Source organism: Pseudomonas sp. 20-5 (assembly GCF_056782835.1).
In genome coordinates this window covers 6,093,765-6,109,206 of the sequence record NZ_CM165584.1, presented here as the reverse complement: position 1 = coordinate 6,109,206, position 15,442 = coordinate 6,093,765, and the positions used below count along the sequence as shown (strand labels likewise).

7 protein-coding genes, 2 tRNA genes and 3 rRNA genes are annotated in these 15,442 nt (G+C 59.9%); all 12 read left to right on the top strand.

Going from position 1 to position 15,442, the window contains the following annotated elements; all coding sequences use genetic code 11:
• Positions 1-123 precede the first annotated feature (123 nt).
• The 12 genes from AC1RB9_RS28165 to AC1RB9_RS28110 all read left to right on the top strand — a co-directional run bounded on the left by AC1RB9_RS28165 (position 124) and on the right by AC1RB9_RS28110 (position 15,383).
• On the top strand, positions 124-1,440 hold the full coding sequence (locus AC1RB9_RS28165) for an MFS transporter (RefSeq protein ID WP_003104851.1): 1,317 nt from the start codon (positions 124-126) through the stop codon (positions 1,438-1,440).
• 564 nt (positions 1,441-2,004) lie between these two features.
• A 16S ribosomal RNA gene (locus AC1RB9_RS28160) occupies positions 2,005-3,540 on the top strand.
• Between the two features lie 64 nt (positions 3,541-3,604).
• A tRNA-Ile gene (locus tag AC1RB9_RS28155) sits at positions 3,605-3,681 on the top strand.
• A gap of 28 nt (positions 3,682-3,709) precedes the next feature.
• Positions 3,710-3,785 (top strand) — tRNA-Ala (locus AC1RB9_RS28150).
• Positions 3,786-4,011: 226 nt separating this feature from the next.
• Positions 4,012-6,902 (top strand): 23S ribosomal RNA (locus tag AC1RB9_RS28145).
• Between the two features lie 144 nt (positions 6,903-7,046).
• Positions 7,047-7,162 (top strand): 5S ribosomal RNA (rrf, locus tag AC1RB9_RS28140).
• Together the 16S, 23S and 5S rRNA genes with 2 tRNA genes alongside form the textbook arrangement of a ribosomal RNA operon.
• 403 nt (positions 7,163-7,565) lie before the next feature.
• Positions 7,566-8,537, top strand: a complete 972-nt coding sequence (gene pstS / locus AC1RB9_RS28135; RefSeq protein ID WP_003096673.1) for a phosphate ABC transporter substrate-binding protein PstS — start codon at positions 7,566-7,568, stop codon at positions 8,535-8,537.
• 422 nt (positions 8,538-8,959) lie between these two features.
• The gene (locus AC1RB9_RS28130; protein ID WP_003121319.1) at positions 8,960-10,993 is read left to right on the top strand and encodes an ABC transporter permease subunit; all 2,034 of its coding nucleotides are present in this window, start codon (positions 8,960-8,962) and stop codon (positions 10,991-10,993) included.
• A 19-nt stretch (positions 10,994-11,012) separates the two neighbouring features.
• Complete coding sequence (pstA, locus tag AC1RB9_RS28125; protein WP_003096667.1) at positions 11,013-12,689, top strand: phosphate ABC transporter permease PstA; 1,677 nt, start codon at positions 11,013-11,015, stop codon at positions 12,687-12,689.
• A gap of 15 nt (positions 12,690-12,704) precedes the next feature.
• Positions 12,705-13,538: a phosphate ABC transporter ATP-binding protein PstB gene (gene pstB / locus AC1RB9_RS28120; protein ID WP_003096663.1), complete on the top strand. Its 834-nt coding sequence runs from the start codon at positions 12,705-12,707 to the stop codon at positions 13,536-13,538.
• A gap of 95 nt (positions 13,539-13,633) precedes the next feature.
• Positions 13,634-14,362 (top strand): phosphate signaling complex protein PhoU, encoded by a 729-nt coding sequence (gene phoU / locus AC1RB9_RS28115; protein WP_003096661.1) that lies wholly within the window; start codon positions 13,634-13,636, stop codon positions 14,360-14,362.
• Between the two features lie 118 nt (positions 14,363-14,480).
• Positions 14,481-15,383 carry a response regulator gene (locus AC1RB9_RS28110; protein WP_003096657.1) on the top strand — a complete coding sequence of 301 codons (903 nt, stop codon included), beginning with the start codon at positions 14,481-14,483 and terminating at the stop codon, positions 15,381-15,383.
• Positions 15,384-15,442 lie beyond the last annotated feature (59 nt).

Sequence of the window (15,442 nt, the reverse complement as noted above, 5' to 3'; positions counted from 1 at the left end):
GACTGTGTGGACATTCGTCGATTTGCTATGGTTTCGCTCCTGCGTCCCCGGGTCGCAGGTCGACACGCCTGCCGGTCGAACCCCGCTCATGCTTGCTGAACGAATAAAGAGAACAATCCCGACATGCCATCCGCGAATGCTCCCGAGGCGCCGGCCCAGCGTCCATTGACCCGCAGCGACTACAAGACCCTGTCCCTCTCCGCCCTGGGTGGAGCGCTGGAGTTCTACGACTTCATCATCTTCGTGTTCTTCGCCACCGTGGTCGGCAAGCTGTTCTTCCCGGCGGACATGCCGGAATGGCTGCGTCAGCTGCAAACCTTCGGCCTGTTCGCCGCCGGCTACCTGGCGCGGCCGCTGGGCGGCGTGATCATGGCCCACTTCGGCGACCTGCTCGGGCGCAAGCGCATGTTCACCCTGAGCATCTTCATGATGGCGGTGCCGACCCTGATCATGGGCCTGCTTCCGACCTACGCGCAGATCGGCATCTGGGCGCCCCTGGCGCTGCTCCTGCTGAGGGTGATCCAGGGCGCCGCGATTGGCGGGGAGGTGCCGGGGGCTTGGGTCTTCGTCGCCGAGCATGTACCGGCACGGCATGTCGGTTATGCCTGCGGGACGCTGACTTCCGGCCTGACGGCGGGCATCCTGCTGGGCTCGCTGGTGGCTACTGCGATCAATAGCTTCTATAGCGCGACAGAGGTGCAGGACTACGCCTGGCGGATTCCCTTCCTGCTCGGCGGGGTGTTCGGCCTGTTCTCGGTCTACCTGCGCCGCTGGCTGCACGAGACGCCGGTATTCGCCGAGCTGCAGCAGCGCAAGGCGCTGGCAGAGGAAGTGCCGTTGAAAGCGGTGGTCCGCGATCATCGTGGCGCCGTCCTGGTGTCGATGCTGCTGACCTGGGTGCTGTCGGCCGCGATCGTGGTGGTCATCCTGATGACCCCTACCGTGCTGCAGAGCGTATACGGCTTCGATGCCGCCACGGCGCTCAAGGCCAACAGCCTGGCGATCGTCTGCCTGACCCTTGGCTGCATCGTCGCCGGGCGCATGGCGGATCGTTACGGCGCGGGGCTGACTTTCGTTGCCGGTAGCGTGCTGCTGGCGCTGGTGTCCTGGAGCTTCTACGGCAACCTCAAGGCCCACCCGGACTGGCTCTTTCCTTTATATGCACTGACCGGCTTCTTCGTCGGCATCGTCGGCGCCGTTCCCTACGTGATGGTCAATGCGTTCCCACCGGTTGTGCGTTTCTCCGGCCTGTCCTTTTCCTACAACCTGGCCTACGCCATCTTCGGTGGGCTGACGCCGATGGCGGTGGCCCTGCTGCTCAAGCAGAGCCCGATGGGGCCGGCTTACTACGTGGTCACTCTGTGCCTGGTCGGCTTCCTCGTCGGGCTCTACCTGCTGGCGCAGAAAAAGCCGGCTGGCGAGGCGGTTTCGGTGGGCTGAAAGCGCTTCCGGCGGTTATTTGAATTATTTTTGAAATAATCGTTGACGCCAGTTTCTATCTCCCTATAATGCGCACCACTCCCGGCGACGAAGAAGAGTAAATGCTTGAGAATCAAGGATTTACGGATTCTCTCCCAGGGTGGTGAAGCGCTCCGGCAGGCTGTTCGCCGCAGCGGTTCGGTCCCGAAAGGGGCTCGAAACGAAGCTTCATCGAGGTGCTTGACAGCGAATTTGAACGCTGTAGAATGCGCCTCCCGCTGATCGGAAGATGGTTTGAAGGTCGGCGCAAGCGGTTGAGTAGAAAAGAAAATTTTCGAAAATAACGCTTGACGGAACGAGAGGTTGCTGTAGAATGCGCGGCCTCGGTTGAGACGAAAGCCTTGACCAACTGCTCTTTAACAAGTCGAATCAAGCAATTCGTGTGGGTGCTTGTGATGTAAGACTGGTGATCGCAAGATTATCAGCAACGCAAGTAACACTCGTGAATTCGAGAGTTTTATCTCTTTTTAAGGGAATGCGATTGCTGAGCCAAGTTTAGGGTTTTCTCAAAACCCAAGCAGTATTGAACTGAAGAGTTTGATCATGGCTCAGATTGAACGCTGGCGGCAGGCCTAACACATGCAAGTCGAGCGGATGAAGGGAGCTTGCTCCTGGATTCAGCGGCGGACGGGTGAGTAATGCCTAGGAATCTGCCTGGTAGTGGGGGATAACGTCCGGAAACGGGCGCTAATACCGCATACGTCCTGAGGGAGAAAGTGGGGGATCTTCGGACCTCACGCTATCAGATGAGCCTAGGTCGGATTAGCTAGTTGGTGGGGTAAAGGCCTACCAAGGCGACGATCCGTAACTGGTCTGAGAGGATGATCAGTCACACTGGAACTGAGACACGGTCCAGACTCCTACGGGAGGCAGCAGTGGGGAATATTGGACAATGGGCGAAAGCCTGATCCAGCCATGCCGCGTGTGTGAAGAAGGTCTTCGGATTGTAAAGCACTTTAAGTTGGGAGGAAGGGCAGTAAGTTAATACCTTGCTGTTTTGACGTTACCAACAGAATAAGCACCGGCTAACTTCGTGCCAGCAGCCGCGGTAATACGAAGGGTGCAAGCGTTAATCGGAATTACTGGGCGTAAAGCGCGCGTAGGTGGTTCAGCAAGTTGGATGTGAAATCCCCGGGCTCAACCTGGGAACTGCATCCAAAACTACTGAGCTAGAGTACGGTAGAGGGTGGTGGAATTTCCTGTGTAGCGGTGAAATGCGTAGATATAGGAAGGAACACCAGTGGCGAAGGCGACCACCTGGACTGATACTGACACTGAGGTGCGAAAGCGTGGGGAGCAAACAGGATTAGATACCCTGGTAGTCCACGCCGTAAACGATGTCGACTAGCCGTTGGGATCCTTGAGATCTTAGTGGCGCAGCTAACGCGATAAGTCGACCGCCTGGGGAGTACGGCCGCAAGGTTAAAACTCAAATGAATTGACGGGGGCCCGCACAAGCGGTGGAGCATGTGGTTTAATTCGAAGCAACGCGAAGAACCTTACCTGGCCTTGACATGCTGAGAACTTTCCAGAGATGGATTGGTGCCTTCGGGAACTCAGACACAGGTGCTGCATGGCTGTCGTCAGCTCGTGTCGTGAGATGTTGGGTTAAGTCCCGTAACGAGCGCAACCCTTGTCCTTAGTTACCAGCACCTCGGGTGGGCACTCTAAGGAGACTGCCGGTGACAAACCGGAGGAAGGTGGGGATGACGTCAAGTCATCATGGCCCTTACGGCCAGGGCTACACACGTGCTACAATGGTCGGTACAAAGGGTTGCCAAGCCGCGAGGTGGAGCTAATCCCATAAAACCGATCGTAGTCCGGATCGCAGTCTGCAACTCGACTGCGTGAAGTCGGAATCGCTAGTAATCGTGAATCAGAATGTCACGGTGAATACGTTCCCGGGCCTTGTACACACCGCCCGTCACACCATGGGAGTGGGTTGCTCCAGAAGTAGCTAGTCTAACCGCAAGGGGGACGGTTACCACGGAGTGATTCATGACTGGGGTGAAGTCGTAACAAGGTAGCCGTAGGGGAACCTGCGGCTGGATCACCTCCTTAATCGAAGATCTCAGCTTCTTCATAAGCTCCCACACGAATTGCTTGATTCACTGGTTAGACGATTGGGTCTGTAGCTCAGTTGGTTAGAGCGCACCCCTGATAAGGGTGAGGTCGGCAGTTCGAATCTGCCCAGACCCACCAATTGTTGGTGTGCTGCGTGATCCGATACGGGGCCATAGCTCAGCTGGGAGAGCGCCTGCTTTGCACGCAGGAGGTCAGGAGTTCGATCCTCCTTGGCTCCACCATCTAAAACAATCGTCGAAAGCTCAGAAATGAATGTTCGTGAATGAACATTGATTTCTGGTCTTTGCACCAGAGCTGTTCTTTAAAAATTCGGGTATGTGATAGAAGTAAGACTGAATGATCTCTTTCACTGGTGATCATTCAAGTCAAGGTAAAATTTGCGAGTTCAAGCGCGAATTTTCGGCGAATGTCGTCTTCACAGTATAACCAGATTGCTTGGGGTTATATGGTCAAGTGAAGAAGCGCATACGGTGGATGCCTTGGCAGTCAGAGGCGATGAAAGACGTGGTAGCCTGCGAAAAGCTTCGGGGAGTCGGCAAACAGACTTTGATCCGGAGATCTCTGAATGGGGGAACCCACCTAGGATAACCTAGGTATCTTGTACTGAATCCATAGGTGCAAGAGGCGAACCAGGGGAACTGAAACATCTAAGTACCCTGAGGAAAAGAAATCAACCGAGATTCCCTTAGTAGTGGCGAGCGAACGGGGATTAGCCCTTAAGCTTCATTGATTTTAGCGGAACGCTCTGGAAAGTGCGGCCATAGTGGGTGATAGCCCCGTACGCGAAAGGATCTTTGAAGTGAAATCGAGTAGGACGGAGCACGAGAAACTTTGTCTGAACATGGGGGGACCATCCTCCAAGGCTAAATACTACTGACTGACCGATAGTGAACCAGTACCGTGAGGGAAAGGCGAAAAGAACCCCGGAGAGGGGAGTGAAATAGAACCTGAAACCGTATGCGTACAAGCAGTGGGAGCCTACTTGTTAGGTGACTGCGTACCTTTTGTATAATGGGTCAGCGACTTATATTCAGTGGCAAGCTTAACCGTATAGGGTAGGCGTAGCGAAAGCGAGTCTTAATAGGGCGTTTAGTCGCTGGGTATAGACCCGAAACCGGGCGATCTATCCATGAGCAGGTTGAAGGTTAGGTAACACTGACTGGAGGACCGAACCCACTCCCGTTGAAAAGGTAGGGGATGACTTGTGGATCGGAGTGAAAGGCTAATCAAGCTCGGAGATAGCTGGTTCTCCTCGAAAGCTATTTAGGTAGCGCCTCATGTATCACTCTGGGGGGTAGAGCACTGTTTCGGCTAGGGGGTCATCCCGACTTACCAAACCGATGCAAACTCCGAATACCCAGAAGTGCCGAGTATGGGAGACACACGGCGGGTGCTAACGTCCGTCGTGAAAAGGGAAACAACCCAGACCGCCAGCTAAGGTCCCAAAGTTGTGGTTAAGTGGTAAACGATGTGGGAAGGCTTAGACAGCTAGGAGGTTGGCTTAGAAGCAGCCATCCTTTAAAGAAAGCGTAATAGCTCACTAGTCGAGTCGGCCTGCGCGGAAGATGTAACGGGGCTCAAACCACACACCGAAGCTGCGGGTGTCACGTAAGTGACGCGGTAGAGGAGCGTTCTGTAAGCCTGTGAAGGTGAGTTGAGAAGCTTGCTGGAGGTATCAGAAGTGCGAATGCTGACATGAGTAACGACAATGGGTGTGAAAAACACCCACGCCGAAAGACCAAGGGTTCCTGCGCAACGTTAATCGACGCAGGGTTAGTCGGTTCCTAAGGCGAGGCTGAAAAGCGTAGTCGATGGGAAACAGGTTAATATTCCTGTACTTCTGGTTACTGCGATGGAGGGACGGAGAAGGCTAGGCCAGCTTGGCGTTGGTTGTCCAAGTTTAAGGTGGTAGGCTGAAATCTTAGGTAAATCCGGGGTTTCAAGGCCGAGAGCTGATGACGAGTCGTCTTTTAGATGACGAAGTGGTTGATGCCATGCTTCCAAGAAAAGCTTCTAAGCTTCAGGTAACCAGGAACCGTACCCCAAACCGACACAGGTGGTCGGGTAGAGAATACCAAGGCGCTTGAGAGAACTCGGGTGAAGGAACTAGGCAAAATGGCACCGTAACTTCGGGAGAAGGTGCGCCGGCTAGGGTGAAGGATTTACTCCGTAAGCTCTGGCTGGTCGAAGATACCAGGCCGCTGCGACTGTTTATTAAAAACACAGCACTCTGCAAACACGAAAGTGGACGTATAGGGTGTGACGCCTGCCCGGTGCCGGAAGGTTAATTGATGGGGTTAGCGCAAGCGAAGCTCTTGATCGAAGCCCCGGTAAACGGCGGCCGTAACTATAACGGTCCTAAGGTAGCGAAATTCCTTGTCGGGTAAGTTCCGACCTGCACGAATGGCGTAACGATGGCGGCGCTGTCTCCACCCGAGACTCAGTGAAATTGAAATCGCTGTGAAGATGCAGTGTATCCGCGGCTAGACGGAAAGACCCCGTGAACCTTTACTGTAGCTTTGCACTGGACTTTGAGCCTGCTTGTGTAGGATAGGTGGGAGGCTTTGAAGCGTGGACGCCAGTTCGCGTGGAGCCATCCTTGAAATACCACCCTGGCATGCTTGAGGTTCTAACTCTGGTCCGTGATCCGGATCGAGGACAGTGTATGGTGGGCAGTTTGACTGGGGCGGTCTCCTCCTAAAGAGTAACGGAGGAGTACGAAGGTGCGCTCAGACCGGTCGGAAATCGGTCGTAGAGTATAAAGGCAAAAGCGCGCTTGACTGCGAGACAGACACGTCGAGCAGGTACGAAAGTAGGTCTTAGTGATCCGGTGGTTCTGTATGGAAGGGCCATCGCTCAACGGATAAAAGGTACTCCGGGGATAACAGGCTGATACCGCCCAAGAGTTCATATCGACGGCGGTGTTTGGCACCTCGATGTCGGCTCATCACATCCTGGGGCTGAAGCCGGTCCCAAGGGTATGGCTGTTCGCCATTTAAAGTGGTACGCGAGCTGGGTTTAGAACGTCGTGAGACAGTTCGGTCCCTATCTGCCGTGGACGTTTGAGATTTGAGAGGGGCTGCTCCTAGTACGAGAGGACCGGAGTGGACGAACCTCTGGTGTTCCGGTTGTCACGCCAGTGGCATTGCCGGGTAGCTATGTTCGGAAAAGATAACCGCTGAAAGCATCTAAGCGGGAAACTTGCCTCAAGATGAGATCTCACTGGGAACTTGATTCCCCTGAAGGGCCGTCGAAGACTACGACGTTGATAGGCTGGGTGTGTAAGCGTTGTGAGGCGTTGAGCTAACCAGTACTAATTGCCCGTGAGGCTTGACCATATAACACCCAAACAATCTGATGATTGTGTGTTGTAAGGTGAAGTCGACGAACCGAAAGTTCGCATGAACCGCAAAACACCTTGAAATCACATACCTGAATCCGGATAGACGTAAGCCCAAGCGAACGGATATCCAACCGAATTGCTTGACGATCATAGAGCGTTGGAACCACCTGATCCCTTCCCGAACTCAGAAGTGAAACGACGCATCGCCGATGGTAGTGTGGGGTCTCCCCATGTGAGAGTAGGTCATCGTCAAGCTCCTATCCCAAAACCCCTGGTCAGCGATGACCGGGGGTTTTGCTTTTGCGCGCGGAAAAAGGCGTGCTTCCTCGCTTCTTTTCTCGACTGCGAATGCCGGCGGCGACTGTCACAATTGCCCTGGAAACTACCCATCCTGCATGAAACGGATGGACGGCTACCTCCCCCAGGCGGATCGAAAACGCGCTCCAGAGGGCCTCCCGGGCCCCTCCGTGAAAGGCTGGAGCCCTTGTGTTTCCAGGCTTTTAGGGGTGTGGCAGGGCTTCTCCCAAGGCTTGCGGAAAAATGTCGGAAGGCTGATGGCATTTCATCCAACTGTCACATTCCTTTCATAGAGTCTTCATGCGGCCTGACGATACTGGCCCCCGTTCCATCCAACCCCATCCTGTCCAAGGAGCAAGGCATGAAACTCAAGCGTTTGATGGCGGCCCTGACGTTCGTCGCCGCAGGCGTAGGCGCCGCTTCCGCGGTAGCCGCGATCGACCCGGCGCTGCCGGAATATCAGAAAGCCAGCGGTGTGTCGGGCAACCTGTCGAGCGTCGGCTCCGACACTCTGGCCAACCTGATGACCATGTGGGCCGAGGAGTACAAGCGCCTCTATCCGAACGTGAACATCCAGATCCAGGCTGCCGGTTCTTCCACCGCGCCGCCGGCCCTGACCGAAGGCACCGCCAACCTGGGCCCGATGAGCCGCAAGATGAAGGACGTCGAGCTGCAGGCTTTCGAGCAGAAGTACGGCTATAAGCCGACCGCCGTCCCGGTCGCTGTCGACGCCCTGGCGATCTTCGTGCACAAGGACAACCCGATCAAAGGCCTGACCATGCAGCAGGTCGATGCGATCTTCTCCGCTACCCGCCTGTGTGGCAGCAAGCAGGACGTGAAGACCTGGGGCGACCTGGGCCTGACCGGTGACTGGGCGAAGAAGCCGGTGCAACTGTTCGGCCGCAACTCGGTTTCCGGCACCTACGGCTACTTCAAGGAAGAAGCCCTGTGCAAAGGCGACTTCCGTCCGAACGTCAACGAGCAGCCGGGTTCGGCTTCCGTGGTGCAGTCGGTCAGCCAGTCGCTGAACGGCATCGGCTACTCCGGTATCGGCTACAAGACCGCCAGCGTGAAGACCGTGGCCCTGGCCAAGAAGGAAGGCGCTGCCTTCGTCGAGGACAACGAGCAGAACGCCCTGAACGGCACCTATCCGCTGTCGCGCTTCCTCTACGTCTACGTGAACAAGGCGCCGAACAAGCCGCTGGACCCGCTGGAGGCTCAGTTCCTCAAGCTGGTTCTGTCCAAGACCGGCCAGCAGGTCGTGGTCAAGGACGGCTACATCCCGCTGCCGGCCAAGGTGGCCGAGAAGGCGATCAAGGAACTGGGCCTGTAATCCAGTGACTTGAGCGGATGGCCCAGCGATGGGCCGTCCAGGCATGAAGGCTCTGCCGGCGGGCGCTAGGATCCGCCGGCCTTTCCCGCCAGCGAGGCTCTGCTGGCGGGCTTTGTTGCGTCATGTTGCTGTCATCTGTCTGTCATACAGAGCCTTTAGGGTGTCACCCCATGAACGACATGGCCAACTCCCCGATGAACTCCTCCCTTGCTCCCGAGCGGATTGACTTCAATACGCCAGCCCTGCAACGCAAGCGCCGCATCCGTGCCCTCAAGGACCGCCTGACCCGCTGGTACGTGCTGGTCGGCGGCCTGGCCGTGCTGGCGGCAATCACCCTGATTTTCTTCTACCTGGCCTACGTCGTGCTCCCCCTGTTCCGCGGCGCCGACCTGGAGACCCGCGAAGCGCTGACTCCGGCCTGGATGCAGCAGGCGCAGGTGCCCCTGCTGCTCAGCATCGAGGAGCAGAACCAGGTGGCCATGCGCGTCGGCGGCCAGGGCGAGATTCTCTTCTTCAACGCCAAGACCGGTGTCGAACTGAAGCGTGTCGCTCTGCCGCTTCCGGCGGGCAGCGAGATCCGCTCGATCGCCCAGGACCAGCCGGGCAGCCCGACGGTCGCCCTGGGCCTGTCCAACGGACAGGTGCTGGTGTTCCAGCACACCTACAAGGTCACCTACCCGGACAACAAGAAGACCATCACCCCGGAGATCGCCTTCCCCTACGGCGAGACCCCGATCGGTCTCGATCCGCAGGGCCGCCCGCTGGAGCATGTGAGCATCAATGCCGGCGACGACAGCCTGCTGCTGGCTGGCTCCGTCGACAAGCAACTGCTGCTGTTGAGCATGACTCGCGAAGAGAACATGCTGACCGGCGAAAGCACGCTGGACGAGGAGCGCATCGAACTCCCGCAGATCGCCGAACCGGTGAAAGCCATCTACCTCGACCCGCGCAAGCAGTGGCTGTACGTAATCAACGGACGTGCCACCGCCGATGTGTTCGACCTGCACAGCCGCCAGTTGAACGGTCGCTACAAGCTGCTGGAAGACCCCAACGCCGAGGTCACCGCGAGCACCCAGCTGCTGGGCGGCATCTCGCTGCTGGTGGGCGACTCCAAGGGTGGCATCGCCCAGTGGTTCATGGCTCGCGATACCGACGGCGAACCGCGCCTGTCGCACGTTCGCGACTTCAACCTGGATGGCGCGCCGATCAGCGCCATCGCTCCGGAACAACGGCGCAAGGGCTTCATCGCCTTGGACGAGAAGGGCAACCTCGGCGTCTTCCACAGCACCGCGCACCGTACCCTGCTGGTCCAGCCGGTCGCCGACTCTTCCGGGGTCATCACCCTGTCGCCGCGGGCCAACCGCCTGCTGCTGGAGCAGGGTGGCAAGATCCACCGCTTCGCCCTGAGCAACCCGCACCCGGAAATCTCCTGGAGCGCGCTCTGGGGCAAGGTCTGGTACGAGAGCTACGACAAGCCGGCCTACGTCTGGCAGTCCACCGCCGCGACCACCGACTTCGAACCGAAGCTGAGCCTCTCGCCGCTGACCTTCGGCACGCTCAAGGCCGCCTTCTACGCGATGATCCTGGCAGCTCCGCTGGCCATCGCGGCCGCCGTCTACACCGCCTATTTCATGGCTCCGGCGATGCGCCGCAAGGTCAAGCCGGTGATCGAGCTGATGGAAGCGCTGCCGACGGTGATCCTCGGCTTCTTCGCCGGCCTGTTCCTGGCGCCCTACGTCGAAGGCCACCTGCCGGGTGTGTTCAGCCTGCTGTTGCTGACGCCGCTGGGCATCCTTCTTGCCGGCCTGCTCTGGAGCCGCCTGCCCGAGCGTATCCGTCTGAGCCTGCCGGCCGGCTGGGAAGCCGCGCTGCTGATCCCGGTGGTGCTTGCCGTCGGCGCCTTCGCCCTGTGGCTGAGCCCGCACCTGGAGACCACCTTCTTCGGCGGCGACATGCGCCTCTGGCTGAGCCACGACCTGGGCATCACCTACGACCAGCGCAATGCCCTGATCGTCGGGCTGGCAATGGGCTTCGCGGTGATCCCGAATATCTTCTCGATCGCCGAGGACGCCATCTTCAGCGTGCCGCGCAGCCTCACCTACGGCTCCCTGGCCCTGGGCGCCACGCCCTGGCAGACGCTGACCCGCGTGGTGATCCTGACCGCCAGTCCAGGCATCTTCTCGGCGCTGATGATCGGCATGGGCCGCGCCGTCGGCGAGACCATGATCGTGCTGATGGCGACCGGCAATACCCCGGTGATGGAAGTGAATATCTTCGAGGGGATGCGCACCCTGGCGGCCAACGTCGCGGTGGAGATGCCCGAGTCGGAGGTGGGCGGCAGCCACTACCGCGTGCTGTTCCTCTCGGCGCTGGTACTGCTGACGTTCACCTTCGTGATGAACACCCTGGCAGAGCTGATCCGTCAGCGTCTGCGCAAGAAATACGCGTCGTTGTAAGCGGCGGAGGTATAGCTCTGTGAAACAGAAACAGGAAACCGTCAAAGCCTGGTTCGGCAGCGGCTCGCCCTGGGTGTGGATGAACGCCGGCGCGGTGTCGATCGCGGTGATCATGACCATCGGCCTGCTGGCGGTGATCGCGGTACGCGGCCTCGGCCACTTCTGGCCGGCGAACGTCATCGAGGCGACTTACCAGATCCCTGGCGAAGCCGCCAAGACCGTGATCGGCGAGGTGGTCCAGGCCGAGGAAGTGCCGCGCGCGCGCCTGCGCAGCGCCGGCATGCCGGTCCCGGAGGCCGGCCCCGAATTCATGACCCGCGAGCTGCTCAAGCTGGGCAACCGCGAGCTTTACGGCAGCGATTTCTCCTGGGTCGTCGGCGAGTGGCTGCAGGACATCAAGCGTCCCGAAGCGCTGATGGTTCTCGAACGCCGCGAGTGGGGCAACTTCTACGGCTACCTGCTGAGCGTCAAGGAGAACGGCCAGGTGGTCGCCGAAGGCGACGCCGCGGTAGGCGAACTGCAGAAGCGCATGCAGCGGGTGGATGACCTCTACGCCAAGCTCTACAAGCTGGAGAAGGGCGACATCGGCGGGATCAACCACGGTCTCGAGCGCCTGCGCCTGAAAGAGCGCAAGTTGCAGTTGGACGGCAAGCTGGACGCCGCCGCCCAGGCCGACCTGGCCGCCGAGCGCAGCGAGTTGCAGGCGCGCTACAAGGTCCTGGAAGAGCAGCTCAACGGCCTGCACCAGGAGTTCAACCGCGACAGCGTGGTAATGCGCGACGCCAGCGGCCGCGAGAGCGAAATCACCCTTGGCAAGCTGGTGCATGCCTACCAGCCCAACGCCATGGGCCTGGGCACCAAGATGACGGTGTACTTCAAGAAGCTCTGGGAGTTCCTCAGCGACGATCCGCGCGAGGCCAATACCGAGGGCGGTATCTTCCCGGCGATCTTCGGCACCGTGATGATGACCCTGGTGATGGCGCTGATCGTCACCCCGTTCGGCGTGATCGCTGCGGTCTACCTGCGCGAGTACGCCAAGCAGGGGCCGCTGACCCGGGTGATCCGCATCGCCGTGAACAACCTCGCCGGCGTACCGGCGATCGTCTACGGCGTGTTCGGCCTGGGTTTCTTCGTCTACGTGCTGGGCGGTTCCATCGACCGGCTGTTCTTCCCCGAGGCCCTGCCGGCGCCGACCTTCGGTACCCCCGGGCTGTTCTGGGCCTCGCTGACCCTGGCGATCCTCGCCGTGCCGGTGGTGATCGTCGCCACCGAGGAAGGCCTGGCGCGGATTCCGCGCGCGGTCCGCGAAGGCTCCCTGGCGCTCGGCGCGACCAAGGCGGAAACGCTGTGGAAGATCGTCCTGCCGATGGCCAGCCCGGCGATGATGACCGGCCTGATCCTCGCCGTGGCTCGTGCCGCCGGCGAAGTGGCGCCGCTGATGCTGGTCGGCGTGGTGAAACTGGCACCGTCGCTGCCGGTCGACGGTAACTATCCGTACGTGCATCTCGACCAGAAGATCATGCACCTCGGTTTCCATATCTACGACGTCGGTTTCCAGAGCCCCAACGTCGAGGCCGCACGGCCGCTGGTATACGCTACGGCGTTGCTGCTGGTCGTGGTGATCGCCCTGCTGAACTTCTCCGCCATCGCGATCCGCAATCGCCTGCGCGAGAAGTACAAGGCCCTGGAAAACTGATTGAGGGAGCTTCCCATGCAAAACGAGACCGCCAGCCACGGCATCAACTTCGATGCGCTCGGCCGCGACCGCCAGAGCCTCGACCTGGCTTCCGAAAGTGTCGAACTGGAAGTGCCCGGGCTGAACCTGTTCTACGGCGCCAAGCAGGCCCTGTTCGACGTCCGGATGAACATTCCGAAGCAGCGCGTGACCGCCTTCATCGGCCCGTCCGGCTGCGGCAAGTCGACCCTGCTGCGCTGCTTCAACCGGATGAACGACCTGGTGGATGGCTGCCGCGTCGAAGGCGAGATTCGCCTCGATGGCCACAACATCTTCGCCAAGGGCGTCGACGTCGCCGAGCTGCGCCGTCGCGTCGGCATGGTGTTCCAGAAGCCCAACCCGTTCCCCAAGAGCATCTACGAGAACGTGGTCTACGGCCTGCGTATCCAGGGCATCAACAAGAAGCGCGTACTTGACGAGGCCGTCGAGTGGGCGCTGAAGGGGGCTGCGCTGTGGGAGGAGGTGAAGGATCGCCTGCACGAGTCCGCCCTCGGCCTGTCCGGTGGCCAGCAGCAGCGCCTGGTGATCGCCCGGACCATCGCGGTGGAACCGGAAGTGCTGCTGCTCGACGAGCCGTGCTCGGCGCTGGACCCGATCTCCACGCTGAAGATCGAAGAGCTGATCTACGAGTTGAAGTCGAAGTTCACCATCGTCATCGTTACCCACAACATGCAGCAGGCCGCGCGGGTTTCCGACTATACGGCGTTCATGTACATGGGCAAGCTGATCGAGTTCGGCGACACCGATACGCTGTTCACCAACCCGGCGAAGAAGCAGACCGAAGACTACATCACCGGCCGCTACGGCTAGCGGCGCGTCCGGAGGCGCGGCGATACCGCTGCCTCCGGCGCTCTCCGTAGCTCGTTGATGTCACCGGTCGCAGCGGCTCCAGAAGGATTCCCCACATGATCAACAAAGACAGTCTCACCCATCACATCTCCCAGCAGTTCAACGCCGAGCTGGAGGATGTGCGCAGCCACCTCCTGGCCATGGGCGGGCTGGTGGAAAAGCAGGTCAACGACGCGGTCAACGCGCTGATCGACGCCGACTCCGGCCTCGCCCAGCAGGTCCGCGAGATCGACGACCAGATCAACCAGATGGAGCGCAACATCGACGAGGAGTGCGTGCGTATCCTCGCCCGGCGTCAGCCGGCGGCCTCCGACCTGCGCCTGATCATCAGCATCTCGAAGTCGGTGATCGACCTCGAGCGGATCGGCGACGAGGCCTCCAAGGTCGCCCGCCGCGCCATCCAGCTGTGCGAAGAAGGCGAGTCGCCGCGCGGCTACGTCGAGGTTCGGCACATCGGCAGCCAGGTACAGAAGATGGTGCAGGAGGCACTGGACGCCTTCGCCCGCTTCGATGCCGACCTGGCGCTGTCCGTGGCGCAGTACGACAAGACCGTCGATCGCGAGTACAAGACCGCCCTGCGCGAGCTGGTCACCTACATGATGGAAGACCCGCGGGCGATATCCCGCGTGCTCAACATCATCTGGGCCCTGCGCTCGCTGGAGCGCATCGGCGACCATGCGCGCAACATCGCCGAGCTGGTGATCTACCTGGTTCGCGGCACCGACGTTCGCCACATCGGCCTGACCCGCATGAAGGAAGAGGTCGAGAACAACCGCGGCGAGTGATCTTCCGCAGGCAAGGCTCCCTTGACCTGGAGCCTTGTTTCTTCGCGCGACTGCAGCAAGGCTTGGCATCCTGCCAGCAGGGGAGGCTATCCTAGGCGGACCTGTCCAGGAGAAGTCGATGAGCAAAGTCAGCGCGCTAGTGGTGGATGACGCCCCCTTCATCCGAGATCTGATGAAGAAAGGGTTGCGCGACAACTTCCCCGGCCTTCATATCGAGGAGGCCGTGAACGGCCGCAAGGCCCAGCAACTGCTCAGTCGGCAGAACGTCGACCTGATCCTCTGCGATTGGGAGATGCCGGAGATGTCCGGCCTCGAACTGCTGACCTGGTGCCGTGCCCAGGAAAACCTCAAGACTACCCCGTTCATCATGGTCACCAGTCGCGGCGACAAGGAGAACGTGGTCCAGGCGATCCAGGCCGGGGTGTCGGACTACATCGGCAAGCCATTCTCCAATGACCAACTGGTGGCCAAGATCAAGAAGGCCCTGAGCCGCAGCGGCAAGCTGGAAGCCCTGGCGGCCCACGCGCCGCGCCGGGAGATCGCCAGCGGCATGGCCAACGATTCGCTGGCCGCCCTGACCGGTGGTCGCGCCGAGGTGATCAAGCCCGCCGCCAGTCCGGCAAAACCGGCCCCCGCGCCGAAGCCGGCTTCGGCTCCCCAGGCCAGCGCGCGTCCCGCCGGCAGCGGCAACCCGCTGGGGCAGGCGCAATTGCGCCTGCCGCAGAGCAGCATGCCCTGCGTGATCAAGGCGGTCAGTCTGAAGGAAGCGCAACTGGTGGTGAAGCGCGCCGACCCGTTGCCGCAGGTGCTGGAAAGCGCGGTGCTGGACCTCGAGGAAAACAGCGACGTGGCGCGCCTGAACGGCTACCTGCACGCCATCGCCGCGCTGGAGCCGAAGCCGGATAGCGATTGGCTGCTGTTGACCCTGCGTTTCGTCGACCGCGACCCGCAGAAGCTCGACTACCTGTCGCGCCTGATCGCCCGCGGAAGTACCCAGAAGCACTACGTTCCCGGCGCCTGAGCGGTTTTTTCCCGACGATCCGTTCACAGCCCGCTCGCTGTCGTCTCGCCCTGGCAATA

Bases quoted from the DNA above. Each gene is read 5' to 3' on its own strand.
- AC1RB9_RS28165 (WP_003104851.1), top strand. From the start codon at position 124: ATGCCATCCGCGAATGCTCCCGAGGCGCCGGCCCAGCGTCCATTGACC.
- pstS (WP_003096673.1), top strand. From the start codon at position 7,566: ATGAAACTCAAGCGTTTGATGGCGGCCCTGACGTTCGTCGCCGCAGGC.
- AC1RB9_RS28130 (WP_003121319.1), top strand. From the start codon at position 8,960: ATGCAGCAGGCGCAGGTGCCCCTGCTGCTCAGCATCGAGGAGCAGAAC.
- pstB (WP_003096663.1), top strand. From the start codon at position 12,705: ATGCAAAACGAGACCGCCAGCCACGGCATCAACTTCGATGCGCTCGGC.
- phoU (WP_003096661.1), top strand. From the start codon at position 13,634: ATGATCAACAAAGACAGTCTCACCCATCACATCTCCCAGCAGTTCAAC.
- AC1RB9_RS28110 (WP_003096657.1), top strand. From the start codon at position 14,481: ATGAGCAAAGTCAGCGCGCTAGTGGTGGATGACGCCCCCTTCATCCGA.